This is a genomic window from Massilia sp. TSP1-1-2 (assembly GCF_049896185.1).
Lineage (GTDB): Bacteria > Pseudomonadota > Gammaproteobacteria > Burkholderiales > Burkholderiaceae_D > Telluria_A.
The window spans coordinates 102,836-128,061 of the sequence record NZ_JAFCTU010000015.1 but is presented as its reverse complement, the minus strand read 5'-3'; the positions used below and the strand labels follow the sequence as shown (position 1 = coordinate 128,061).

Sequence of the window (25,226 nt, the reverse complement as noted above, 5' to 3'; positions counted from 1 at the left end):
AATTCCACCACAACAACCAAGATCAGGACATAATTTGTTCAAAAAACACACCCGACAAGTAGTCTGACACAGGGGGCGTTTCGCGAGCAGCACTTCAGCCACGCCTAATCGCTTGGCGCGAAGACCGTTATCGAACTGGTCGTAGGCAAATGGCACGATGAGTTGCGGTATTCCTGCACCAAAGGCTTCGGCAGTGGTCCCAATGCCACCGTGGTGCACAACGGCGGCCGCGCGCGGCAGCAATGCATCGAAAGGTACATGCGCTTGCCACAAAATATCGGGCGGTAATGAATCGGGCAGTTGTGCTGCATGTGGAGTGATGAAAAGTCCGCGCCGCCCTAGGCGCTTTAAAGCCTTCGCCGCAGTATCGAAATAGCGCGCGGCGTGCTGGTGTCCGGTCCCGGGAGTAAACACAATCGGCGGGCTGCCATTGACCAGAAATTGCTCCAGTTCCGGCGCCAAGGGGGCCCCGCTGCTTGAAGGGGCACTGACAAAATCACCTTCCACGAAAGGCTGAGGCCAATCGACTTGAACGCAGGCGTACCAGCTTGGAAACAAGCCCACCGACACATCAGGCGCTGTCAACATATGCTCAAAAAAATGCCGCACTGGCGGCAGCTTGTGTTGCTCTCGTGCCGCGTTAAGGCTAGGCAAGGTCAGGGGGTCGACCCAGCCCTTGTGAATCAGTCTCCACAGCGCCTGTCGCCAATTGATCGGAATCCAGGACGGAATACGCAACGAGCCGGCCGTGAGCATGTCATGGCTGCTGCACAGGTTCGACGGGGCGAGATATTGGCAAACAATCCGCAAATCCGGTCGAATCGCCCTTGCAAGCACAGCCATTGGAACGAGAATCGGGTGGCATAGCACCACGCACGATTGCTCGGCTGGCAGCCGCTCAATGATCTGGCATATGGCATTAAGGTGGGGCACCAATCCCTTCCAGACCACGCCCCAGCCTTTGCGTTCATCCCAAAGGTCGGGGTCGCTTAGCTGCGCCTGGAATTGCTCATGGGTGCCGAAAGTTTGAAAAGGAAGGCCCGCAGCGTGGACGGTCGCAGCTTGAAAACCCGGTACGAGCATCAATACCCGTCTTCCGCGTGCAAGCAAGCCCTGCGCTATCGTGATGAACGGAAGCAAGTCGCCACCTGTTCCGCTGGTGGCAATGATGACGAGAGGATCTTGGGCCCGGCTGAACATACCATGCACCGCAGCGCAACCTGTTGGCAAATAAGCATTGCTTTCGGTTGTCATTGCTTCCTTTTCGGCTTGTACTCGTTTGTACGATCACGACGTTTTGCTGTTGGCCGGCGACCGCGCTGCGCCAAGGCTCAGCGTACCAGCAACGTTGTCTTTATGGCAAGATAACGTTTTTGATTCCTCTGTTTGCGTAAGGTATGCGACGCCGCTGGCGTTGGCAGGGGCGACGGTTGGATTTCCGCTTGCGACGGGCGCCAAAAGCGCAAGCGCGTCGCCGCAGTGTCGCGCGTTTCATTACGGCGCGTGGAGCGCGCCGCAGAAACAATCAGCGTTTGCTTTTCAGGATCGAGCCGAGCACACCGCGAATGATTTCACGGCCCACCGACGAACCAATGCTGCGCGCGGCCGACTTGACCATCGCCTGCACCGGCGACTCGCGCTTGCTGCCGCCATTGCCAAACAAGCCGCCCAGGATGCTGCCAAAGCCACCCGAATCGGCCGCTGGTGCATCTGCCTTTTTGGCGGCGCGCGCTTCCTGTTCGGTCGCTGCCGTCGCGCTGGCGCGCCGCGCAAGGATTTCGTGCGCCGATTCGCGGTCCACGGTTTTTTCGTACACGCCGGCGACTACGGAAGCGGCAATGGCCGCCTTGCGCTCGGCCGCGTCGATCGGCCCGAGCTGCGACGCCGGCGGCAGGATGAACGCGCGCTCGACGATATTGGGCCGCCCCTTTTCATCAAGAAAGGAGACCAGCGCCTCGCCGACGCCCAGCTCCGAAATCACCTGCGCCGTATCGAGCGCCGGATTCGGGCGGAAGGTTTCGGCCGCCGCCTTGACCGCTTTCTGGTCGCGCGGCGTGTAGGCGCGCAGCGCGTGCTGCACGCGGTTGCCTAGCTGTCCAAGCACCGTGTCCGGAATATCGAGCGGGTTTTGGGTGATGAAAAACACGCCCACGCCTTTCGAGCGAATCAGGCGCACCACCTGTTCGATTTTCTGCAGCAGTTCCTTGGGCGCCTCGGCAAAAAGCAAGTGCGCCTCGTCGAAGAAAAACACCAGCTTCGGCTTTTCCAGGTCGCCTACCTCAGGCAGGTTTTCGAACAGCTCGGACAGTAGCCACAGCAGGAACACGCCGTACATGCGCGGCGCGTTCATCAGCTTGTCGGCAGCGAGGATGTTGACGATGCCCTTGCCGCGCGCATCGGTCTGCAGCAGGTCGTCGATGTTGAGCATCGGCTCGCCAAAGAACTGCTCGCCGCCCTGCTCCTCGATCGCCATCAGGCCGCGCTGGATGGCGCCGATGCTGGCCGCCGAGATGTTCCCGTACGAGGTGCGGTAGTCGGCCGCGTTGTCGCCCACGTTTTGCAGCATCGCGCGCAAGTCCTTGGAGTCGAGCAGCAGCAGACCATTGTCGTCGGCGATCTTGAAGACCAGCTGCAGCACGCCTTCCTGGGTGTCGTTCAGGTTGAGCATACGCGCCAGCAGCAGCGGGCCGAGGTCGGAAATGGTCGCGCGCACCGGGTGACCGTGCTCGCCGTACACATCCCAGAACGTCACCGGACAGGCCGCCCACGCCGGCTCCTCCACGCCCAGCATCTCCAAGCGCGCCTTCATTTTGTCGGACAGCGCACCGGCCTTGGCCATGCCAGACAGGTCGCCCTTGACGTCGGCCATGAAGACGGGCACGCCGATGTCCGAGAGCGATTGCGCGATCGTTTGCAGCGTCACGGTCTTGCCGGTGCCGGTCGCGCCGGTGATGCAGCCATGGCGGTTGACCAGGCTCGAGAGCATGTCGAGCGTGAAGGCCGGCGTGGCAGTGATGTTTTTTGCGATCGGCAGCGGGATAGACATGGTGGTTTCCAATAAGGGTAAGCGCGAAATTCTATACGAAAAGGCGGCCAGCCTTTACTTGTTTGGCGTCGTGATGTTGACCATGCCCTTGAAGTCGTAAGGAATGACGACCGTATTGACCTTGCCCTCGGCGATGCCTTCTGCGATCTTCATCTGCGCCTGCGCCTGCATGTAAGCGATCGCGCCTGCATTGGCGTTCAGCGCGGCGATGCGCTCCGCTTCTTTTTTCGCGATCTGCACTTCGACTTCCTTGGTTTTTTCCTCGTTCTTGGCGCGCACCAGGTTGTCGGCGCTGGCTTTGACGGCGTCGCTCGGCACCATGCTGCCGACCCGCACCTGCGAAATGACGATGCCGGCGAGCTTTTCGTCGATCAGCGTCTTGACCATGATCTCCTGGATCTCTTGCTCGATCTGGGAGCGGCTGTCGTTCATGTTCAGCGCCTCGTATTTGCGCGCCGTCTTGTAGATCGCGTTGCGCGCGGTCTGGTAAATATAGTTGTGCATCAGGTAGATGTCGCCGGTGTTGTCCACCATATGGAAGGAGCGGCTCTTGTTAATGTACAGCTCCGACACGGCCGACGGCGTGATGTTGTACACCACGCTGATGTCAAAATCCTTCATCGTCGAATTGTCGGCGGCCAGCGGCATCAAGTCCTTGACGTCCACGCTCACATCCTTGACCGGGAACGTCAGCACGTGGCCCACCAGCGTCTGGTTGAAGCTGCCCGCCACCAGTTCGCTGTTTTCGATGGTCTTGTCGAAATTGACCCGCAAGCCCACTTCGCCCGTATCGACGATGGTGCAACCGGTCGCGCCGACTGCGGCGACAAGAACCAGCAGGATGGCGGGTATTGTTTTTTTCATCAATTACTTTCAGTATTTTTCGGTAGGCGCCGGCTGCGCCGTTGGCAGGCAACATAACCTATATACTATTCGGCTGTAAAGATAGCGACACTACGGAGTTACCCTGAAAACTGAAACACTGCGCATTTCCTCGTCGGTCAGCGTGACCCCGGTGGCACTTGCCGATGCGGCCGGGCTGGCTGCACTGATCCAGGAAAATACTGCATACCTGAAGAAATATCTGCCGAAAGTCGTCACACTGTCGAGCATTGCCGCGTGCACCGCGCATGTGCAGCACGTAATCGAGGCCGGCCAGGTCGACGAGCTGTTCGAGTGGCATATTTTTGCCAACGACAAGCTGTGCGGCGCGATTCGCGTGAATAAAATCGAGCTGGAGAACCGCAAGGCGTCGATGGGTTATTACATCGGCGAGAACTTCCAGGGGCAGGGTCTGGCCAGTGCGTCGGTGCGCGCGGTGATCGGCTACTGTTTCGACAGACTCGGTTTCAACCGGATCGAACTGCAGTGTACAAGCACCAATCTGGGCAGCCAGATGGTGGCCAAGCGGCTCGGTTTTACGTGGGAAGGCATGCTGCGCGAGGCCGAACTGCTCAACGGCGAGTATGTCGATCTGTTTGTCTACGGTTTGCTGCGCGATGAGTTTCACCTCAAGGCGACCACGTCGCACGACGCGGCCATCTGAGGCATCAGTGCGCGCGGTGTTTCATGGCGTGCGCCAGTTCGTCAAGCAGTTGCGCGGCGCGCTGTTCATCCCGCTCGTAACCCGGCGCGCCTTCGCGCAGATTCATTGCCAGCTGCTGCATCGCTTCCGGGTTTTCCAGCTCTGCCGCCGCCTCCAGCCAGCGCCGGGCGAGCACCACGTCGCGCCGCACGCCCTCGCCCGTCGCCAGCATGGCCGCCGCGATGAACATCGCCGGGGAATGGCCGGCGCGCGCCGCGCTCTCGATCAGCGCATAGGCGCGCGCACTGTCACGCGGCATATCGGCGCCATGGCGGTACTGTCGCCCCAGCTCAAAAGTCGCATCAAGCTGCGGCGCGGCGTGGGCCGGCGCATGCAGCGCTGCCGCGCACAAGGCCAGCACGGCAGCGCGCACGATCGTCAATTGCCGCATCATTTCGACAAGTCGATCCGATACACCGAGAAGCCCTTGCCCTGCCCGTCATCGTCCTTGAGTACCGAGATATTACTCAAGCCGGCCTGCTGCGCCAGTTCCAGCTTGCCCTGCGCCGAACGAAACACCACCGGTCCAGCCGTCTTCATGGCGGCAAAGCGCCAGCTGCGCGGCTGGCCGTGCGCCGCGCGCGTGAGCGCGCCCGTTTTCTTGATATAGGCAATCAGCACATCGCGATTGCTGTCGGGCGAAGCGATCACGGTCTTGCTGCCGTCAAGGCCGGGAAAGTCGCCCCCGCCGCTGGCGCGGTAGCTGTTGGTCGCCACCAAAAACTCCTTTCCCGGATTGACCGGCTTGCCCTTGTAGCGCAACGCGACGATGCGCTCGCCGGGCGGGCGCGCCAGGTCGATCTGGTAGCTGACCTCTTTCGCGGTCATGGCATCGTAGTTATAGGTGGGATACGCCGGGTTGATCAGCTCCTGCTGCCCGGTCTTGGCCGGGTCGATGGTATTAAAGCGCTTGGCCGAGCGCTCCAGCCATGCCTTGAGCTGCGCCCCATTGACCTTGACCGCGTGCAGCGCGTTCGGATACAGGTACAGGTCGGCCACATTGTTCAGTGCCAGGGGACCGGCCGGAACATCGGTAAAGTCGCCCGCGCCGGCGTGGCCGCTCTTCAAGGGCGAGGCCATCGACAGCACCGGCAGCGCCGCGTACTGAGGCAACGACGTTTTCACGAAGCGTTGCACGTAATCGGCCTGCGCCAGGTTGACGACGGCAATTGCCGACACGTCGCCGACGTCGGCAAAATAGGACGACATCCGAAAATCGGTCGTCCCCACAGCCGTCTTGACATAGGCGATCGTCGCCTCGTGCTCCTGCGCGACCAGCGCCGCGATGGCCGGATCGGGCGCCACGAAGCTTTTGTCGGCCAGCTGCGCCGAGCGCGCCTCGACCGTTGTACTGTCCTTGTCGACAACCCAGCGCTGGCCGTCGTACTGCAGGTGCAAGCCGATCACGCCAAGGTGCTTGCCCCACATATTGGCCATCACCGTCGGCACGCCATTGACCAGGCCGCGGGCCTTGTCCACGCCCGGCAGGTTAAATTGCGGCACCGTACTGGCGGCGTTCGGGAACACCTGGTGCGAATGCCCGATCAGCATGGCGTCAATGCCCGGCACTTTCGACAAATGCCAGTTACCGTTTTCCATGCTGGGCGAATAGGCGCTGTCATCGAGGCCGCCATGCGAAATGGCGATGATGATGTCGGCGCCTTGCGCCTTCATCTCGGGGATGAACTTGATGGCGCTCTCGCGCAGGCCCTCGGCGTAGACCTTGCCGTCGAGCCAGCGCTTATCCCACGACATGATGGTCGGCGGCGTAAAGCCAATGATGCCTACCTTGAGCGTCACCTGCACCGGCGTGCTGTCGGGGCCCGAGGCAATCACCTGCTTGTCGATGATGCGCCAGGGCGCAAACAGGGGCTGCCTGGTCTTCAAGCTGTAGATATTGGCGAGCACCAGCGGAAAATTGGGCCCCGCGCAGCGAGGTCTGGCCGGGTCGACGCCCGCCACGTCGAAACGGCTGCCCGTCACCTGGCTCAGGTAGGACAGGCCGTAATTGAATTCATGGTTGCCGATGCCGCCGCCGTCAAAGCCGATCAGGTTCATGGCCTTGTAGACGGCCAGCGTCTTGTCGCAGGCGAGCGGCCTGACCAGCGCTTCATAGTCGGCCAGCGCGGTGCCCTGGATGGTGTCGCCATTGTCGATCAGGACGTTGTTCGGATACTGCGCGCGCGCCGTGGCGATCAGGGCGGCGGTGCGCTCCAGGCCCAGTGCAGGCTCGAACGCAAGCCGGAAGTAATCGTAGCCGAGCACATTCGAATGCACGTCGGTGGTCTCGAGCACGGCAATGACGGCGTGCGTGCCAACCGGCGGCGGCGTGGCGGCATGGGCGCAGGCGGCGGCCAGCAGGCCCACCACTGCGGTACATAGTTGAGTGCATAGTTGATAACGCATAGGGAAGAGTGGACGCTTTTTGATATGAAATGTGCCTCGATCATACGCAGCGCGCGCCCTGCGATCAAGCCGGACGCGCGCGCCATTCTGGGAAGCGGGCAGGTACGGTATAATCGAAGGTTCGATTCAACCAATTTAAGACCGGACAAGCCATGGAAGCCGAACGCATTAACGCCCTCGCAGCACTGCTCAACGACCTCACGGAACGTGAAGCCGAACTTCGGAGGTATCTTTGACTTCGATAAAAAGTCAGAGAAGCTCGAACAAGTAAACGAAGAACTGGAAGACCCGACGGTCTGGAACGACCCGAAACGCGCGCAAGATCTCGGCAAGGAGAAAAAAGCGCTGGAAGCGGTCGTCCATACCTTGATCAAGGCTGAAAACGACCTCAAAGACGCGAACGACCTGTTTGCCATGGCGCGCGAAGAAGCCGACGAAGAAACGCTTGAAGCGGTCGTGCTCGACGCCGACACCATCAAGGCCGTGATCGAAGCGATGGAGTTTCGTCGCATGTTCAGCGGCCAGCTCGACGCCAACAACTGCTTCATCGACATCCAGGCCGGCGCCGGCGGCACCGAGGCGCAGGACTGGGCTTCGATGCTGCTGCGCCAGTACCTGCGCTATTGCGAGCGCAAGGGCTTCAAGGTCGACATCATGGAGCAGTCGGACGGTGAAATCGCCGGCATCAAGACCGCCACGCTCAAAGTCGAAGGCGAATACGCCTACGGCCACCTGCGCACCGAGACCGGCGTTCACCGCCTGGTGCGCAAGTCGCCTTTCGACTCGGCCAACGGGCGCCACACATCGTTCACCAGCCTGTTCGTCTACCCCGAGGTGGACGACTCGATCGAGATCGACGTCAACCCGGCCGACATCCGGGTCGATACCTACCGTGCATCGGGCGCCGGCGGACAGCACATCAACAAGACCGATTCCGCAGTGCGCATGACGCACGGCCCGACCGGCATCGTGGTCCAGTGCCAGAACGACCGAAGCCAGCACCGCAACCGCGCTGAGGCGATGGAGATGTTGAAGGCCAAGCTGTACGAGCACGAACTGCGCAAGCGCATGAGCGAGCAGCAAAAGCTGGAAGACTCCAAGACCGACGTGGGCTGGGGCCACCAGATCCGTTCGTATGTGCTCGACCAGTCGCGCATCAAGGATTTGCGCACCAATTTCGAGACGGGCAATACCAAAGGCGTGCTGGACGGCGACCTGGACGACTTCATCTCGGCCTCGCTCAAGCAAGGCGTGTAGATGACGAAACGCGCATTCATCTTCGACATGGACGGCACCATCGTCGACAACATGTCCTTTCACACCGCGTCCTGGATCACGTTTTTCCAGCGCCGCGGCCAGGACATCGATGCCGACGCCTTTTTCCGCGCCACCGCCGGGCGCCAGGGCAAGGAGATCATCCGTTCGTACCTGGGCGAGCATCTTGACGACGCCGCCGTGCTGGCGCTGAACCAGGAAAAGGAATCGGTCTACCGCGAACTGTATGCGCCGCATCGCAAAACGGTGGACGGCTTCGACGACCTGATCGACCAGGCCAAGCTGCGCGGCGTGGCGCTGGCCGTGGCCACCGCCGCGCCCGACGCCAACATCACCTTCACGCTCGACGGGCTAGACGTGCGGCGTCACTTTGACGCTGTCGTCGGCGCGGCCGATGTTGCGCGCGGCAAGCCGCACCCGGACGTGTTCCTGCTGGCGGCGCAGCGCTGCGGCGTCGCGCCCGAGCACTGCATCGTGTTTGAAGACGCGCCGCTGGGCGTGGAAGCTGCGCGCCGCGCGGGTATGAAAGCGGTGGTGCTCAGCACCACCCTACCCGCCGAAGCGTTCGCCGAATTCGACAATGTCCTCCACATCGCCAGCGATTTTTCGCAGCTGACGATCGATGAACTGTTCCCCGAATAATCCAGAATAATCCGAACGATCCTGAATAAACAACACGAATAGTCGAGCAGACTATTCAAAAAGACGAGCGATACTCATCATGACCACCGACATTCAAGACCAAGCAGCCGCCCCGGGCGCCGACGAAAACAAGCTGATCGCCGAGCGGCGCGTCAAGCTGGCGGCCATCCGCGCCAAAGGCGTCGCTTTTCCGAACGACTTCCGCCCCCAGCACAAGGCCGCCGACCTGCACGCGCAGTATGGCGACAAGTCGCGCGAAGAGCTCGAGGCGAACGAAGTGACGGTAATCGTGGCCGGGCGCATGATGCTCTCGCGCCCGGCGGGAAAGAAGGCCGCGTTCGCGGTCCTGCAGGATTCGTCCGGCGCCGGCGACGGCCGCATCCAGATCTACGTCACGCTCGACAAAACCGGCGAAGCGGCGATGGAAGAGCTGCACTCCTACGACCTAGGCGACATTTTGGGCGTGCAAGGCACGCTGTTCAAGACCAAGACCGACGAACTGACCATCAAGGTGACCAGCCTGCGCCTGATCACCAAGTCGCTGCGTCCGCTGCCTGACAAGTTCCACGGCCTGGCCGACCAGGAGACCAAGTACCGCCAGCGCTACGTGGACCTGATCATGAGCGAAGAGACGCGCCGCACCTTCAAGGCGCGTACCGCCGCGATGTCGTCGATCCGCCGCTTCATGGAAGAAAACGACTTCATGGAAGTCGAAACGCCCATGCTGCACACCATTCCCGGGGGCGCTGCGGCCAAGCCTTTTATCACGCACCACAATGCGCTGGACATGGAAATGTTCCTGCGCATCGCGCCCGAACTGTACTTGAAGCGCCTGGTCGTGGGCGGCTTTGACCGCGTGTTCGAAGTGAACCGCAACTTTCGCAATGAGGGCGTCTCGCCGCGCCACAATCCTGAATTTACGATGATGGAGTTTTACGCGGCCTACACCGACTATCAGTGGATCATGAACTTCACCGAAGCCGTGATTCGCAGGGCTGCGGTGGACGCGCATGGCACTGCGGTGCTGACCTATGGCGGGCGCGAGCTCGACCTGTCCAAGCCCTTCCATCGCCTGACGATCGTTGAAGCAATCAACAAATACGCGCCGCACTACACGACCGAACAACTGAACGACATCGACTTCCTGAAGGGCGAGCTGCTCAAGTTCGGCGTCAAGCCGTTTTCGACATCGGGCTTAGGCTCGATGCAGCTCTCGCTGTTTGAAGAGACGGCCGAAGCGCAGTTGTGGGAGCCGACCTTCATCATCGACTACCCGGCCGAAGTGTCGCCGCTGGCGCGCGCCTCCGACACCATGCCCGGCGTGACCGAGCGCTTTGAGCTCTTCATGGTGGGCCGCGAAATCGCCAATGGTTTTTCGGAGCTGAACGACGCCGAAGACCAGGCGGCGCGCTTCCTGGCGCAGGTAGCGGCCAAGGATGCGGGCGATGAAGAGGCGATGTTCTACGACGCCGACTACATCCGTGCGCTGGAATACGGCATGCCGCCGGCCGGCGGCTGCGGCATCGGCATCGACCGCCTGATGATGCTAATCACCGACTCGCCCAACATCCGCGACGTCATCCTGTTCCCCCACTTGCGCCGCGAAGAGTAACGAACCGCAAATCTACCCCGGGGTGGAAGTTTAGTTAGAGCTTGCTCTCTAGCGAACGCCGTGTGGCGGGAGCTACCATCTTGCTTCCTATACAAGCAGGGAGCTCGCATGTCCGCCTATATTCGCTACCACGACAAGCTCGAACAACAGCAGGAAAACGAAGACGCCATCATCGACACCATCGTCGCCTCGATGATGCGCGTGAACGAAAAAGTCTTCGACAAGCACCGCCACGCCAAGCGCGATGCGCATGCCAAAAGCCACGGCGTGCTGGTGGGCGAAGTCACCGTCTACGATGATCTCCCCGCGCACCTGGCCCAGGGCGTATTCGCCACAGCGGCCACCTACCCGGTCGTGATCCGCTTGTCCACCGCGTTCGGCGACATCCATAGCGACAAGGTCCCGGTGGCGCGCGGCATGGCGATCAAGATGCTGGGCGTGCCAGGCCGCCAGTTCCTGCCCGCGCGCCAGCAGGCCAGCACCCAGGACCTGCTGCTGGTGAACCATCCCGTGATCGCATTCGGCCACGCCGCCGCCTACCTCAAGACCCAAAAGCTGCTGGAAAAGCACATGGACGATCCGGACACCACCAAGCGCATCATGGCGGCGCTGGCGCGCGGCGGCAGCAAGGCGCTGCACGCGTTCGGCATTGAGAACGCGACCATCGATACCATCGGCATGCCGAACAATCATATCCTTGGCGAGACCTTTTACAGCATGGCGGCCGTGCGCTACGGCGACTATGTGGCCAAGCTGTGCGCCGCGCCGCTGTCGGACAATCTCAAGGCGCTCACCGGGCAGCTGATCGAGCACGACGACGGCGACTCGGTCCTGCGCGACCTGGTGGTGGATTTTTTCAAGCACCAGGGAGCCGAATATGAACTGCGCGCCCAGCTATGCACGGGCGTGGACCAGATGCCGATCGAGGACGCGTCGGTGGACTGGCCGCAGGCGCTCTCGCCCTACCAGAGCGTGGCCAAGCTGACCATCCCGCCCCAGCAAGCCTACAGCCATGCGCGCCGCGTGTTTGCCGACGATGTCCTGTCGTTCAATCCCTGGCACTGCATTGAGGCGCACCGTCCCCTCGGGTCCATCATGCGCGCCCGGATCAAGGCTTACGAGGCGTCATCGGCCTTTCGCCACGAGCGCAATGCCCAGCCCCGCATCGAAATTTCCAGCCTGGATCAGGTTCCCGACTAGCGATGTCTCATCAGAATTAAACGCCGCGCTTTACGGGTTATTCCAATGAAAAATTTAAACAAAATCCACTGAGACCGGCGTTAATTTTGATTAAAGTGACCTCATCCTTTCTCGTTAGGCTGGTTACAGGCCGCCAGTGAGCCACAGCGGCCCGTCATTTTTTCCGGCTCGACGAGGTGTAATACCATAGAGGCCAAAGAAAACTTGCCAGAGCAGCGGCAACAGCAGGTCGCGCAAACTGCCAACGACGATCACAAGGACCACAAATGCCATCACCGGCCGCCGCACCACATCCACGAGCTGGAAAACAAGATCCGGCATTTGCTTGATGCGCTGGCCCATCTTGGGCGCGGCAGCAACTTGCAGGAACTGCTGCGCATCATCCGCTGGCCGGGATGGACAACGCCGGCCGAACTGGCATTCGTCCACGCCATCCTCGAGCATATCGGCGCTCAGGTCCACACGCTGGAACGGCGCCAGGACGACCTGGTCGAAGCGAGCTGGAGGCCCCAGGCGTAAAAAAAGGGTGGAAAAGCGCTCGCTTTCACACCCTTTGTATCAACCGCTTGGCGGCCGCCTTACTGGATCACCTTGTAGCAAGGCGTGTACGTTTTGCCAGGCAACTTCATCCGGCTTTGCGCCACGAACGACGACAGCAGCGCGTCCATCGGACCCATGATCGCCGCGTCGCCATGAATTTCAAAGTGCCCGAATTTTTCAATCGCCCGGATCCCTTCATCCTTCACATTCCCCGCCACCACGCCCGAAAACGCGCGCCGCAAATTTGCCGCCAGCAGGTGCTTTGCCTGGTTTTTGTGCAGGCTCAGGTTGCGCATGTTCTCGTGCGTCGGACGGAACGGCTTCTGGAATTCCTCGTCAATCTTGAGCAGCCAGTTAAAATAATAAGCGTCGCTGCGCGTCTTGCGAAATTCACGCACCTGCTTGATCCCGCGCTGCATCTCCCTGGCCACCATTTCCGGGTCGTCAATGATGATCTGGTAGCGCTTCTGCGCTTCCTCGCCCAGCGTATCGGCGATGAACTGGTTGATCTGGATGAAGTAGTCGCGCGCCGTTTCCGGCCCCGTAAAAATAAGCGGATACGGCATGTCCGCATTCTCGGGATGCAGCAGGATGCCAAGGATATACAGGATCTCTTCGGCCGTCCCGGCGCCGCCCGGGAACACAATGATGCCGTGCCCGGTGCGCACAAACGCTTCCAGCCGCTTTTCAATGTCGGGCATGATCACCAAATCGTTGACGATCGGGTTGGGCGACTCGGCCGCGATAATGCCCGGCTCAGAAATGCCCAGGTAGCGACCGCCCGTCAGGCGCTGCTTGGCGTGGCCGATGGTGGCGCCCTTCATGGGCCCCTTCATCGCGCCAGGACCGCAACCGGTGCAAATATCAAGGTCGCGCAGCCCCATTTGATAACCGACTTCCTTCGAATAGTTGTATTCGATGCGGTTGATCGAGTGCCCGCCCCAGCACACCACCAGATTCGGGTTGCGCAGCGGCTGCAGCACGTTGGCGTTGCGCAGGATGTGGAAAACCGAATCGGTGATGCCCTCGGTGCGCGACATGTCGAATTTCGGATTGTCGGTCACTTCGCTGCTGATGAAAATAATATCGCGCAGCACCGCAAACAAGTGCTCGTGAATCCCCTTGATCATCTTGCCGTCGACAAAAGCGATGGCCGGCGCACCCTTGATCTCGAGCTTGATGCCCCGTTCGCGCTGCACGATGCTGATATCGAACGATTTGTACCGTTCCAGCAATTCCTTGCCATCGTCGATCGAGCTGCCGCAATTGAGCACCGCAAGGGCGCAATTGCGGAAAATCTGGTACAGGCCGCCCTGGCTGGTGTCGAGAAGCTTGAAGACTTCGGCTTTGGAGAGCACCTCGAGCTGGCCTTCGGGCGAAATCAGGGTATCGACAACTTCATGTTCCATAGTGCGGATTCCTTATCTATCTGGTGATACAAACAAGCCTGCAATGCCAATATACGACAACTCACTCCTCTTGGGGCCACGAATTATATTGTGCCTGCACACGGGCGCCGCCGGGCGTATTTAGCACACATTATGAAATTTCGCTTTGCGTGGCAGGTTTTACATTAAAATGCGTCCCTATTGGAATTCCCGAGCCACAAGCATGGGCGCTTCATATGATTTATCCATTTCATAAACCAATAAAATCAGGAGATACCGGATGAGCGGTACCACTAGTACGCACAAGGAAGTTGTCATTCCAGAGTTCAAGCAAATCATGGGGCACCCAAGTCCCCTGTGGATGCTGTTCATGACCGAATTCTGGGAGCGCTTCGCTTTCTACGGCATTCGCTGGGCGCTGGTTCTGTATATCGTGACCCAGTTCTACGGCGGCCAATCGGTCGGCGAGGCAGACGCCAACCTGACCTACGGTTCCTACCTGGCGCTGGTGTATGCGGGCGCCGTCTTCGGCGGCTACGTGGCCGACAAGGTGATTGGCTACCAGCGCTCGATCCTGCTGGGCGCGATCTTCATGGCCGCCGGCCTGTTCATGATCACCATGCCCAACCCGGACATCTTCAAGCTCGGTCTGGCCACCATCATCGTCGGTAACGGCATGTTCAAGCCGAACATCTCGACCATGGTCGGCAAACTGTATGCATTGAACGACACCCGCCGCGATTCCGGTTTTACGATTTTTTACATGGGTATCAACATGGGTGCGTTTTTTGCACCGATCCTGACCCAATACCTCGCGCAAAAAGTGTTCAATACGGGCGACACCCCGGCATACAAGATCGTGTTCTTCGCTGCCGGCATCGGTATGCTGATCAGCCTGGTATGGTTTTACTTTGGCCGCGCAACGCTCAAGGGCATTGGCGCACCGGAAGGCGACGCCAAGAATCCGATGCGCATGGTCATGGTCGCCATCGGCGCCTTATTCGTCATCCCGGTCATGTACTTCCTGCTCAAGGCAGGCGCCGAGCCGCTGCAATACGTACTCATGAGCCTGTTTGCCGTGCTCGCCGTCATGCTGATGGCCGAAGGCATCAAGGACGGCGCCATCGCCCGCGACAAGACCATCGCCATGATGATCATCTTCGCCTTCAACATCCTGTTCTGGGCGTTTTTCGAGCAGGCAGGCAGCTCGTTTACCTTCCTGGCCGAAAAAGTCGTCAACCGCGCCGGCGCCTTGGGCATGGAGATGTTCCCGACTGCTTACTTCCAGAGCGTAAACTCGGTCGCCGTGATCGCCTGCGCTCCGCTGATCGCCTGGATCTGGGTGGCCATGGGCAAAAAGAACGTCAACCCGTCCATTCCACGCAAATTTGGTCTGGGTATCATCTTCAACGGCCTGGCGTTTGGCTTGCTGATGTATTCGCTGACCTTCCTGGTCGATCCGACCATCGGCAAGATTCCATTCTGGACCTTGTTCGCCGTTTACTGGATTCAGTCGGTGGGCGAACTGTGTCTGTCCCCGATCGGCCTGTCGATGGTCACCAAGCTTGCGCCTGTGCGCCTGGTTGGCCTGGGCATGGGCGGCTGGTTCCTCTCGACCGGTATCGGCAATAATCTGTCGGGCATCATCGCCGGCCTGATCAGCGGCGAAACCGGCATGTCGGTACAATCGGCGCTCACCGGCTACACGCAAGGATTCTGGATCTTGATGGTAGGCGGCGTGATTCTGTTCCTGCTCGCACCGTTGATCCAGAAGCTGATGCACGGCGTGAAGTAAGTTATACGCCTGCGTTGACAACGGCGGCCTGCGGGCCGCCGTTTTTTTGGGCCGTTCTTATTTATACCGTTTGCTCGAGCGCGCGCTGCATGTCGCTCATCTCGGCCACCAGCCAGGCGCGAAAGCGCTGCACTTTGGGCATCTTTTCCTTGCGCGGGTTGACCAGGAAGCGGTAGCCGCTGCCAAACGGCGCGCTGCGGCAGTTGATCTGCTTGAGCGCGCCCTTCAGGATGTCCTGGAACGCGATCCCGTACGCCACCAATGCAATCCCCTGCCCCGCCACCGCCGCCTGCGCCAGCACGCCCCAGTGGCTGTAGCCGCGCGAGAAATCGTATTTACCCTTTGCCTTGTTTTCGTTCAGTAGCTGCAGCCACGACTCCGGCGTTTTTTCGTACAGCAGTGGAAAGTTGGGCAGGTCGGCGAGCGTGATTTCGCGCTGGCCGGGTCCCAGCAGCTCGGGGCTGTAGACGGCGATCAGGCGCTCGCGAAACAGCATGTCCGGGTCGCCCTCGCTCACCGGGCCGTAGCGCACCGCCACGTCGGTGCTGTCGTCGTCCAGGTTGACCGGCGCGTCGTTCGAATCGAGCCGGATGTCGAGCTCCGGATAGAGCTCGGTAAAGCGGTGCATGCGCGGCACCAACCACTTGATCGCGAACGAATGCGTGGTTGAGATGCGCAGCACCGATTCCTCGTCCCCGCTTTGCAGGGCACCGATCTTGGCGCGCAGTTCGCCCAGCGTGCGGCCCACGGAAATAGCCAGCTCCTGCCCTTTTTCGGTCAGCGTGATGTGGCGCGGATGGCGAATGAACAGCGCAAAGCCGACCATCTCCTCGAGGTGCTTGACTTGCTGGCTGATCGCCGCCGGCGTCTTGTGCAGTTCGAGCGCGGCCAGCTTGAAGCTGCCCCAGCGCGCAGCGCAATCGAAGTCGAGCAGGCCGGACAGGCTGCGCAAAGGCTTCATCGCGCCCCCATGCATAAGTTTTTCTTAGTCATTGCGTCAAAATTTCTCGGTTGTTCAATTAGCACACTAAGAAGAAAATATACTTCAAAACAAAAGGAAATGCCATGGGCAAGAATATATTGGTTATCGGTGGTACGCGCTACTTCGGTAAATTGCTGGTGCAGCGTCTGTTGGCCGCCGGCCACCAGGTAACGATTGCCACCCGCGGGCATGCGCCCGACCCTTTTGGCAGCCGCATCACGCGCATCCGCGTCGATCGCCGCAACGAGCGCGCCATGCTGGCCGCGTTTGCCCTCGTCGATGACTACGACGTCGTCTACGACCAAATGTGCTACAGCCCGATCGACGCTGCGATTGCCGTCAAGGTTTTTGCGGGCAAGGCCAAACGCTACATCGTCGCCTCCACCATTGACGTCTACCGTAGCTTGCTGGGGCAGCAAAACACGCCTTTCGCCGAGGCTGACCTGAACGTGCTGGCCCAGCCGATCGACACGCAGTTTGCGTGGCATGATCCCAAGCTGGCCACCCAAAGCTACGTGGCGGGCAAGGTCCAGGCCGAGGCTTACCTTTACCGGGACGCGTCGCTGCCGCTGGTGACAGTGCGCATCGGCCATGTCCTGGCCGGCTCAGAAGACGTTACCGGGCGCCTGGCGCATTACGTCGACCTGGCGCGCCAGTACGGGGCGCTGCGCTATACGAATGCGGCGGCGTGCAGCTCATTTTTAAGCGCTCAGGTGATCAGCGATTTTCTGGTGTGGGCTGGCGCACAGGATTTCACCGGGCCGGTGAATGCGGCGTGCGATGGTGGTTTGTCAGCGTTCGACATTTACCAGCGCGTGGGAATGGTGCTGGACCAGCCGGTACGGGCGCTGCCGGTCACGCAGGCCGGTGCGCCGGGAGAACTCAGTCCGTTCGACTATCCGGCGCCGTTCATGATGGATATGAGCCGCGCAGTAGCGCTAGGGTACAAGTTCGGCCACAGCGACGAGTGGCTCGACGATTTGATTCGCCAGCACGATCTGGCGTTCGTTTAACACCGGGCATGGCGGAAACGAGCATGGCCGTTGCAGAACGAAGGGCGGAAAAGCGATAGCGCATTGCGCCATGCCGGCGCACCGTAATCATCTCCCGCGCCACCCAATATAGTTCGTTCAACACTGAGCATGGCGGAATGCGAGCTTCGCTCTTTTCCGCCCTACGGCTATCGCAGATCATATAGCGTAAAAGTGCATGGCCGTGGCCGATCGTAGGGCGGAAAAGCGACAGCGCATTCCGCCATGCCGGCGTCACGCCACCGCTAGCTTCTCCCGCGCCACCCAATATAGTTCGTTCAACACTGAGCTTGGCGGAATGCGAGCTTCGCTCTTTTCCGCCCTACGGCCCTCGCAGATCGCATGGGGCAAAAAAGCATAGCCTTCGCAGATCGTAGGGCCCAAAAGTGCATGGCCGTTGCAGAACGTAGGGCGCAAAAGCGACAGCGCATTGCGCCATGCCCGCGTCACGCCACCGTTTTCTTCTCCCGCGCCACCCAATACAGCAGCACGATAATCGCCGCATACGGCGCCATCGTCAGCAGATCGGCTCGCTCCCCCGCAAAGAACGGATTGGCCGCGCTCGCCCAGGTCGTCACGACCGCATCAAAATCGGTCATCACGCCGGCCGTTATGGCAATCACGATCCCCGCCAGCGCCCCGCCCGCAATATACCCCGACGCCAGCAGCACGCCCGAACTGCGGTCGCCCGCCGCCTGCTGTTCTTCCTCGTTCAACACCGCGTTGTGCGCCAGCTTGTTGTTGCGCTTGTCGACCAGCCAGCGCACCGCGCCGCCAATGGCGATCGGCAGCGTGGACACCAGCGGCAGGTACACGCCCACCGAAAACGCCAGCGCCTGCACGCCCGCCATTTCCAGCACTACGGCAATCATCACCCCCAGCAGCACCAGCGTCCACGGCAGCTGACGGTCCAAAATCCCCTTGATAATGTACGACATCAGCACCGCCTTGGGCGCATCGAACTTGGCCACCTTGGAGCCGTCCGGACGCACCTTGTGGGTGCCGTTGATGCCCGGGTCGACCAGGTAAGCGAGCGTGCCATCATCGGCCACCAGGTACTTGCCCGCCGGGCCGCCCGCGGTATCGCTCTTTTGCCATACCTTGTAGGTCTTGCCGTCATCCCTGGCTTGCGGGCCTTGCAGCTGCGCCGTGACGGTCAGCTTGCTGGGGTCCACCTTGATGCCAGGCGCGACCTGCGCGGCCGGCACGTAGGTGGTGTTGGCGTCATTGAGCTTGAGCAGAATCGGGCCGAGGATCAGCGCCGACGCCAGCGCGCCGCACAGGATCGCATACTGCTGCAGGCGCGGCGTGGCGCCGATCAGGTAGCCGGTCTTGAGGTCTTGCGAGGTGGTGCCGGCGTTGCTGGCCGCGATGCAGACGATGGCGCCCACCGACAGCGCCGTCACGTAGTACTGGCCCCCGGTCCAGCCCATGAACAGGAAAATCAGGCAGGTAAACAGCAGCGTGGCCACCGCCATGCCGGAGATCGGGTTGGACGAGGAACCGACTTCGCCGGTCAGGCGCGACGACACGGTTGAAAACAAAAAGCCGAACACCAGGATCAGCAAGGCGCCCAGCAAATTCATGTGCAAGGGCGTGGCCACGGTGATCACGGCGATGATCGCCAGACAGCCGATGACGACCCACTTCATTGAAATATCCTGGTCGGTGCGCAGCGTGGCGTCGGCCGACGAAGCGCCCTTGCCCATGCCGGACAAGCCCGATTTGAGTCCCTTCCAGATCATCGGCATCGCGCGCACCAGGCTGATCAAGCCACCGGCGGCCACCGCGCCGGCGCCGATATAGAGCACGTAGGCGCTGCGGATGTCGTCCGGGCTCATGTCGCGGATCAGCATGGTGCCGGGCGCCACCGGCACCGTCAGCAAGTCACCGAAAAACTTGATCATCGGGATCAAGAGCAGGTACGACAGCACGCCGCCGGCGGCCATGGTCATGGCAATGCGCGGGCCGATGATGTAGCCCACGCCCAGCAGCTCGGGCGAGACTTCGGCGCCAATCGAGCCGGCCGCCAGCGGCGAACCGAAGATGAAGTTCGACGTATCCTTCCAGCCCTTGAGCGAAATATTGACGGTCTTGTACAGCAGCCCGACAAAAAAGCCGCCAAAGATGATCATCGCGCGCTGCTTGGCGTCGCGCGCGGCGTCCGAGCCTTCCTCGCGCATTTCGCCGGCGGCTGCGCGCGAGGTTTCGGTGGCGGCGGCCTTGAGCACTTCGGCGCAGGCCGTCCCTTCCGGGTACTTCAGTTCCTTGTGCTGGTCGACGATCATGGTGCGCCGCATCGGGATCATCATCAGGATGCCCAGCAGGCCACCGAGCACGCCAACGAGCATCACGCGCGAAATTTCGAGGTCGAAGCCGAGGATCATAATGGCCGGCATCGTCACGCCCAGGCCAAAGGCGATCGATTCGCCGGCTGAACCGGCGGTCTGGGTAATGCTGTTTTCAAGGATGGTCGAATCCTTGCCACCCATTTTCTTGGCCATCCCGAAAAGCGTGATCGCGATCACGGCCACGGGAATCGAGGCGCTGACCGTCAGGCCCACTTTGAGGACCAGGTACAGCGACGACGCGCCGAACACCATGCCAAGCACGATGCCCATGATAAGGGCGCGCGCGGTCATTTCGGGCAGGTGCGCCGAAGCCGGAATGTACGGCTTGAAGCCGGTGGGCGTAGGATCGAGAGGCATGGAGCTAGTTCCTGAAGTCGGGCCGCGCAATACCGCCGCACGCGCCTTGGATGATTAAAAGGGAAGCCAAAATCGTTGGATTATAATCTTCAGCACAGAGCCGTCAACAACTGTACGGCGTGAACGCGGAGAGTACCCTTTTGACAACAACAAGCAGATTCTCCTTGCGCTGGCCGACGCGGCGCGCCTTAATCATCAGCGCGGCCGCCCTGTTTGGCGCCGGCCTGCTGCTGGCATTGGGCTTGCTGGCGTATTTTTACTTCTCGATTTACCCCAAGGTGCCGGCGATCGACGCCGTCATCGACTACAAGCCCAAGATCCCGCTGCGCATTTACACGTCCGACAATGTCCTGATCGGCGAATTTGGCGAAGAGCACCGCGACTTCGTCCCCATCGCCCAGGTACCTGACCTGCAAAAAAAGGCGATCCTGGCCATCGAGGACACGCGCTTCTATGAGCACGGCGGCATCGACTGGAAGCGCGCCATGGGCGCGGCCCGCGCCAACCTGAAAGGCGGCTTTCGCCAGGGCGCATCCACCATCACCATGCAGGTGGCGCGTAATTTTTTTCTGTCGCGTGACAAGGTCATTTCACGCAAGGTCAATGAAGTGGCGCTGGCCTACAAAATAGAAGCGGCGCTCTCCAAAGACCAGATCCTGGAACTGTACGTCAACCAGATCTTCATGGGCCGGCGTTCGTACGGCTTTGGCAGCGCGGCCCAGGCCTACTTCGGCAAACCCCTGCAAAAGCTGTCGATCGCCGAGATGGCGATGCTGGCCGGGATCCCGCAAGACCCGGTGCGCCACAATCCGGCCGTCAATCCGCGCCGCGCCAAGCAGCGCCAGGAGGCGGTGCTCGCGCGCATGCGCGACGTCGGCTTCATCACGCCGGTGCAATACAGTGCGGCCGTCGCCGAGCAGGTGCGCATCGCCACCGTACGCCAGGAATTCGACGCCCACGCCGAGTTTGTCGCCGAGACGGTGCGCCAGGCGGTGTATGCCGAATTCAAGGAAGACGCCTACACCCGCGGCCTGTCCGTGATCACCACCATCAGCAAGGCCGAACAGGAAGCGGCCTACCAGTCGGTGCGCCGCAACGTACTCGATTACGACCAGCGCCACGGCTACCGCGGTCCCGAAACCTTCATCGAGCTGCCGCTGGCGGCGGAAGAGCGCGCAGACGCCATCAACGACGCCCTGCGCGCGCGCCCGGTCAGCGACTCCCTGGTGCCGGTGGTGGTCACCAGCGCCTCGCCCAAGCTGGTCACCGTGGAAAACGTCGACGGCGACAATATCGAGATCAGCGGCGACGGCCTGCGCTTTGCCGCCAGGGCGCTGGCGCCCACCGCCAAACCTGACATCAAGCTGCGCACCGGCGCCGTGATCCGCATCGCGCGCGCGCCCGACCAAAGCTGGTCGATCGTCCAGGTGCCGCAGGTGGAAGCGGCCTTTGTGGCCATCGACTTCAAGACCGGCGCTTACCGCGCGCTGGTCGGCGGCTTTGACTTCAACCTCAAAAAGTACAACCACGTGATCCAGGCCTGGCGCCAGCCTGGATCGTCCATCAAGCCCTTTATCTATTCGGCCGCGCTGGAACGCGGCTACTCGCCGTCAACCCAGATCCTCGACGAGCCGCTCGATATGCCGGGCGAAAACGCCGGCGCGACCTGGTCGCCCAAGAACGACGACGGCAAGTACGACGGCAAGGTGACGATGCGCTTCGCGCTGGCGCACTCCAAGAACGTGCCCTCGGTGCGCCTGCTGCGCGCCGTCGGCGTCGACTACGCCCACATGTTCTTGCAAAAATTCGGTTTCGAGGCCGACAAGCACCCGCGCAACCTGACGCTGGCGCTGGGCACGGGGGCGGTCACGCCGCTGCAGATGGCCGACGCCTACGCCATCTTTGCCAACGGCGGCTATCAGATCAAACCCTACCTGATCGACACCGTCAAGGATGCCGGCGGCCAGGTGCTCTCGCACACGGTGCCGTCGGTGCAGGAAGAAAGCGCGCGCGTGCTCGATGCGCGCAACGCCTTTATCGTCGACAGCATGCTGCGCGACGTGACGCGCTACGGCACCGGCGCCGCCTCCACCAAGCTGCTGCGCCGCACCGACCTGGCCGGCAAGACCGGCACCACCAGCGACGCGGTCGATGGCTGGTTTGCCGGGTATGCGGGCAATGTGGTGGCGGTGTCGTGGATGGGCTACGACGATCCGCGTTCCCTGGGGGGCAAGGAATTTGGCGCCACGCTGGCCATGCCGATCTGGATCGACTATATGAAAGTGGCGCTGGCCAAGCAGAGCGTGACCGAGCGCGCGCCCCCGGAAGGCGTGGTGCGCGACGGCGACGACTGGATGTATGGCGAATACGCAGGCACCCTGGACTTTAAAGGCATCGACATCGAGCCCGCCGCTGCCGCGCCCGAGCCCGAGCAGCAGCCAATCGACCCGGAAGCGCCGCGCGAGCCACCGGTGGCGGCGGAAACCGACGTCATTGTGTTGCCGCCCGAATAAATTAATGAGTCGAAAAGCAATATTCATTAACAAATGTGCACTTCGCGTGCTAGGATGTTGGCGGTGCAAGTGGCAACCATGTCGGTTTGCAACGCCAACCCTTGGAGCTGTCCGTGTACGTTTGGAAACAACTCTCACCTTCGGTGCAGCAACAACTGGATCTGGGCATTGCATTCGGGATGACCGACGTCGGCAATGTCCGCCCTTCCAACGAAGACAATTTTTACATCGACCGTGAACTTGGCCTGCTCGCCGTGGCCGACGGCATGGGCGGCCACGAAGCGGGCGAAGTGGCCAGTTCCGACGCCTTGATCTCGCTGGCCCACTTCATCCGCGCCAGCGCCGCGCGCGAGCACGGCGAACCGATGCCTGATTTTGTGCCGAGCAACTACGACCCGGCGCTCACCGATCCCTTTGTCGATTGGAACCAGACGACCAGCGCGGCCATGACGACGCTGCACCACGCGGTGGAATTTGCCAACCAGCGCATGTACCAGATCAACCGCGGCAACCGCCGCGCCGAAGGCGGCGGTATGGGCACCACGCTGACCGGCATCTGGCAACCAGTGCCGGACGGGCCGCAGTTCGTGTTCCATGTGGGCGATACGCGCCTGTACCGTTTTCGCCACGGCCACCTGACCCAGCTCACGCGCGACCAGACCATGTATCAGCGGGCAATTGAAGCAGGCGTTGTGCACAATCTGCCGGGGCGCAACCTGCTGTTGCAAGCGCTCGGGCCATCATCGGGAGTACAGCCCGAACTGCAGATGCAGACAACCGAGCCGGGCGACTTGTACTTGCTGTGCAGCGACGGCCTGCACGGCGCCTGCCCCGACGAACAGATTGCGGCGCTGCTGGCCGCGTCCACGGACCTGGAAACGACCTGCGCCGAACTGATCGACGCGGCCAAACGCAACCGCAGCCGCGACAACATCACTGTCGTGCTGCTGCAGTGTACACAATAAGCGGGGAACGGACGGGAGGCAGCGTTGTCCAAAAGACTGACGCCCTCCTTTCCCTTGACCCTGGAACTGTTCATGAAAAAATTGATTGCCTTAACCGTTGGCGCAGGTTTCGCGCTGGGTGCCGCAGCCACGCCCGAAAACTACATCATCGACAACAACCATACCTTTGCCCGCTTTGAATACAGCCATTTCGGCCTGTCCAGGCAGGTCAGCCACTTTGACAAGACCAGCGGCACCATCACGCTCGACCGGGCGGCCAGAACCGGCGCGGTCGAGGTGTCGATCGACGCCACTTCCGTCAATACCGGCAACGGCGAATTGAATAAGCACATCCAGGACGCTGACTTTTTCGATACGAAAAAATACCCGGCCATCACGTTCAAATCGACCAAGATGCATTTCAAGGGAGACGTACCGGCGTCGGTGGACGGCAACCTGACCGTAAAAGGCGTTACCAAACCGGTTACGCTCGACATTGCCACGCTCAAGTGCATGCCGCACCCCATGCTCAAGAAGGAAGCCTGCGGCGCGAACGCCACGACCACCATCCGCCGCAGCGACTTCAATGCCGGCAAGTACGCGCCCGGGGTCAGCGATGACGTCACCCTTTCCATTGCGGTGGAAGCGGTCAAGCAATAGTGTGGACGGACAGTGCCGCTATGTTCAAGCGGCTGCGCGAACGCCCCGATGGCAGGCAACGTCAAAGTCGCCCAGCACGGCAAACGCACTGTCGTGGCGGTCGCGCCTGTCGGGCGCCAGCAGCTTGCTCGTCAACCCGTCGAACCCCGTTCCCAGCCCAGGCACGAGCGCGGACGGCAAGGGCAAGCCCGGCTCGACGTCATCCTTGCCGCGCGGCGCAGCCTTGCCGTCAAAGGGGCGGCTCCCCGTCAATAGTTGAAACAGGACCGCACCGGCGGAAAAGAAGTCGGCCCGCACATCCAGTGCCTCGCCGCGCAATTGTTCGGGAGACATATACTGCGGCATGCCGCCCGGTCCCAGCGGTCCCGCGCCGAACCGGCGCGCGTTACCGAAGCCCGCAAGGTGCAGGTCGCCTTGCGCATCGAGCAACAAATTGGCTGGCTTGATATCGGCGTGCACCACGCCATGGGCATGCACATGCACCAGTGCCAGCAGCAGTTGCCGGAAATTGGCCAATTGCAAAGGCGCGGACGGCCCACGAATATACGTCAACGCCATCCACATTCGGCCTTCCCATTCGCCGCTGTCGAGCAGGCGGACGATATTTTCCTGGTCCAGCGCGGCCAAAACGGTGAGTTCATGCAGCAAGCGCGCGCGCTCATGCGCATTGTCCTTTTGCGCCAGCTTCAACACCACCTGGTCCTGGCGCGGCCCGCTTGCCGCGAGCCACGTACGGTTGCGCACGCTATCGCCAAGCGGCGAGAGCAAGGTGTAGGGTCCGATACTTTCAGGCTTCTTCATGGCGTAACATCCGGTTAGCGAACAACCATCATACTTAAAGACATTCCGTACGCAAACACTGCACGCCGGCAAACCGCGTTTTTGTCTCAAATCCGCCA

Annotated in this window: 21 protein-coding genes; 11 read left to right on the top strand and 10 right to left on the bottom strand. The window is 61.1% G+C overall.

The genetic code is table 11. The annotated features are described in order from the left end of the window. The 3 genes from ACP7BV_RS15170 to ACP7BV_RS15160 all read right to left on the bottom strand — a co-directional run. A partial coding sequence (locus ACP7BV_RS15170; protein ID WP_426104952.1) for a glycosyltransferase occupies positions 1–1,254 on the bottom strand: 1,254 nt, incomplete at its 3' end. A 271-nt stretch (positions 1,255–1,525) separates the two neighbouring features. Further along, positions 1,526–3,046, bottom strand: coding sequence for a helicase HerA-like C-terminal domain-containing protein (locus ACP7BV_RS15165; protein WP_426104951.1), 1,521 nt, complete (start codon positions 3,044–3,046; stop codon positions 1,526–1,528). Between the two features lie 54 nt (positions 3,047–3,100). Next, positions 3,101–3,910: an SPFH domain-containing protein gene (locus tag ACP7BV_RS15160; RefSeq protein WP_426104950.1), complete on the bottom strand. Its 810-nt coding sequence runs from the start codon at positions 3,908–3,910 to the stop codon at positions 3,101–3,103. Positions 3,911–4,052: 142 nt separating this feature from the next. Here ACP7BV_RS15160 and ACP7BV_RS15155 point away from each other — a divergent pair, with 142 nt between their 5' ends. Further along, positions 4,053–4,592 (top strand): GNAT family N-acetyltransferase, encoded by a 540-nt coding sequence (locus tag ACP7BV_RS15155; protein ID WP_426104949.1) that lies wholly within the window; start codon positions 4,053–4,055, stop codon positions 4,590–4,592. A gap of 4 nt (positions 4,593–4,596) precedes the next feature. Here ACP7BV_RS15155 and ACP7BV_RS15150 read toward each other — a convergent pair whose 3' ends face one another. Further along, positions 4,597–5,025, bottom strand: a complete 429-nt coding sequence (locus ACP7BV_RS15150; protein WP_426104947.1) for a tetratricopeptide repeat protein — start codon at positions 5,023–5,025, stop codon at positions 4,597–4,599. Further along, entirely contained in the window at positions 5,022–7,037 is a 2,016-nt protein-coding gene (locus ACP7BV_RS15145; protein WP_426104945.1) for a bifunctional 2',3'-cyclic-nucleotide 2'-phosphodiesterase/3'-nucleotidase, read from the bottom strand. Before ACP7BV_RS15145 ends, ACP7BV_RS15150 begins: the two co-directional genes overlap by 4 nt. Before the next feature lie 152 nt (positions 7,038–7,189). Here ACP7BV_RS15145 and prfB point away from each other — a divergent pair. The 4 genes from prfB to ACP7BV_RS15125 all read left to right on the top strand — a co-directional run bounded on the left by prfB (position 7,190) and on the right by ACP7BV_RS15125 (position 11,766). Further along, positions 7,190–8,294, top strand: a protein-coding gene (gene prfB / locus ACP7BV_RS15140) for a peptide chain release factor 2 (RefSeq protein WP_426104944.1) whose coding sequence is annotated in 2 segments (ribosomal slippage) — positions 7,190–7,270 and positions 7,272–8,294 — 1,104 coding nt in all. Because the reading frame shifts where the segments join, the coding sequence is not laid out codon by codon here. After that, positions 8,295–8,954, top strand: a complete 660-nt coding sequence (locus ACP7BV_RS15135) for an HAD family hydrolase (protein ID WP_426104942.1) — start codon at positions 8,295–8,297, stop codon at positions 8,952–8,954. It abuts the gene before it with no gap. Between the two features lie 79 nt (positions 8,955–9,033). After that, positions 9,034–10,566 carry a lysine--tRNA ligase gene (gene lysS / locus ACP7BV_RS15130; RefSeq protein WP_426104940.1) on the top strand — a complete coding sequence of 511 codons (1,533 nt, stop codon included), beginning with the start codon at positions 9,034–9,036 and terminating at the stop codon, positions 10,564–10,566. A gap of 108 nt (positions 10,567–10,674) precedes the next feature. Beyond that, positions 10,675–11,766 (top strand): catalase family protein, encoded by a 1,092-nt coding sequence (locus ACP7BV_RS15125; RefSeq protein ID WP_426104939.1) that lies wholly within the window; start codon positions 10,675–10,677, stop codon positions 11,764–11,766. Positions 11,767–11,889: 123 nt separating this feature from the next. Here ACP7BV_RS15125 and ACP7BV_RS15120 read toward each other — a convergent pair whose 3' ends face one another. Beyond that, positions 11,890–12,108, bottom strand: coding sequence for a hypothetical protein (locus ACP7BV_RS15120; protein ID WP_426104937.1), 219 nt, complete (start codon positions 12,106–12,108; stop codon positions 11,890–11,892). On the opposite strand from ACP7BV_RS15120, the gene ACP7BV_RS15115 reads away from it, so the two are divergent. Beyond that, positions 12,088–12,285, top strand: coding sequence for a hypothetical protein (locus tag ACP7BV_RS15115; RefSeq protein WP_426104936.1), 198 nt, complete (start codon positions 12,088–12,090; stop codon positions 12,283–12,285). The genes ACP7BV_RS15120 and ACP7BV_RS15115 overlap by 21 nt on opposite strands. Before the next feature lie 59 nt (positions 12,286–12,344). On the opposite strand, the gene ppnN is transcribed toward ACP7BV_RS15115, so the two are convergent. Next, entirely contained in the window at positions 12,345–13,715 is a 1,371-nt protein-coding gene (gene ppnN, locus ACP7BV_RS15110; protein ID WP_426104934.1) for a nucleotide 5'-monophosphate nucleosidase PpnN, read from the bottom strand. A 259-nt stretch (positions 13,716–13,974) separates the two neighbouring features. Here ppnN and ACP7BV_RS15105 point away from each other — a divergent pair, with 259 nt between their 5' ends. Continuing rightward, positions 13,975–15,489, top strand: a complete 1,515-nt coding sequence (locus tag ACP7BV_RS15105; protein WP_426104933.1) for a peptide MFS transporter — start codon at positions 13,975–13,977, stop codon at positions 15,487–15,489. Positions 15,490–15,550: 61 nt separating this feature from the next. Here the strand turns inward: ACP7BV_RS15105 and ACP7BV_RS15100 are convergent, their stop codons facing one another. Further along, entirely contained in the window at positions 15,551–16,450 is a 900-nt protein-coding gene (locus tag ACP7BV_RS15100) for a LysR substrate-binding domain-containing protein (RefSeq protein WP_426104931.1), read from the bottom strand. Between the two features lie 104 nt (positions 16,451–16,554). Here ACP7BV_RS15100 and ACP7BV_RS15095 point away from each other — a divergent pair, with 104 nt between their 5' ends. After that, the gene (locus ACP7BV_RS15095; protein WP_426104929.1) at positions 16,555–17,484 is read left to right on the top strand and encodes an NAD-dependent epimerase/dehydratase family protein; all 930 of its coding nucleotides are present in this window, start codon (positions 16,555–16,557) and stop codon (positions 17,482–17,484) included. A 464-nt stretch (positions 17,485–17,948) separates the two neighbouring features. Here the strand turns inward: ACP7BV_RS15095 and ACP7BV_RS15090 are convergent, their stop codons facing one another. Beyond that, complete coding sequence (locus ACP7BV_RS15090; RefSeq protein WP_426104928.1) at positions 17,949–20,210, bottom strand: OPT family oligopeptide transporter; 2,262 nt, start codon at positions 20,208–20,210, stop codon at positions 17,949–17,951. 164 nt (positions 20,211–20,374) lie between these two features. Between ACP7BV_RS15090 and ACP7BV_RS15085 the strand changes: the two genes are divergently transcribed. The 3 genes from ACP7BV_RS15085 to ACP7BV_RS15075 all read left to right on the top strand — a co-directional run bounded on the left by ACP7BV_RS15085 (position 20,375) and on the right by ACP7BV_RS15075 (position 24,327). Further along, positions 20,375–22,723, top strand: coding sequence for a penicillin-binding protein 1A (locus ACP7BV_RS15085; protein WP_426104926.1), 2,349 nt, complete (start codon positions 20,375–20,377; stop codon positions 22,721–22,723). 113 nt (positions 22,724–22,836) lie between these two features. Beyond that, the gene (locus ACP7BV_RS15080) at positions 22,837–23,688 is read left to right on the top strand and encodes a PP2C family protein-serine/threonine phosphatase (protein WP_426104925.1); all 852 of its coding nucleotides are present in this window, start codon (positions 22,837–22,839) and stop codon (positions 23,686–23,688) included. A 72-nt stretch (positions 23,689–23,760) separates the two neighbouring features. Continuing rightward, entirely contained in the window at positions 23,761–24,327 is a 567-nt protein-coding gene (locus tag ACP7BV_RS15075) for a YceI family protein (protein WP_426104923.1), read from the top strand. Between the two features lie 24 nt (positions 24,328–24,351). On the opposite strand, the gene ACP7BV_RS15070 is transcribed toward ACP7BV_RS15075, so the two are convergent. Continuing rightward, positions 24,352–25,128, bottom strand: a complete 777-nt coding sequence (locus ACP7BV_RS15070; protein WP_426104922.1) for a serine/threonine protein kinase — start codon at positions 25,126–25,128, stop codon at positions 24,352–24,354. Positions 25,129–25,226: the final 98 nt, after the last annotated feature.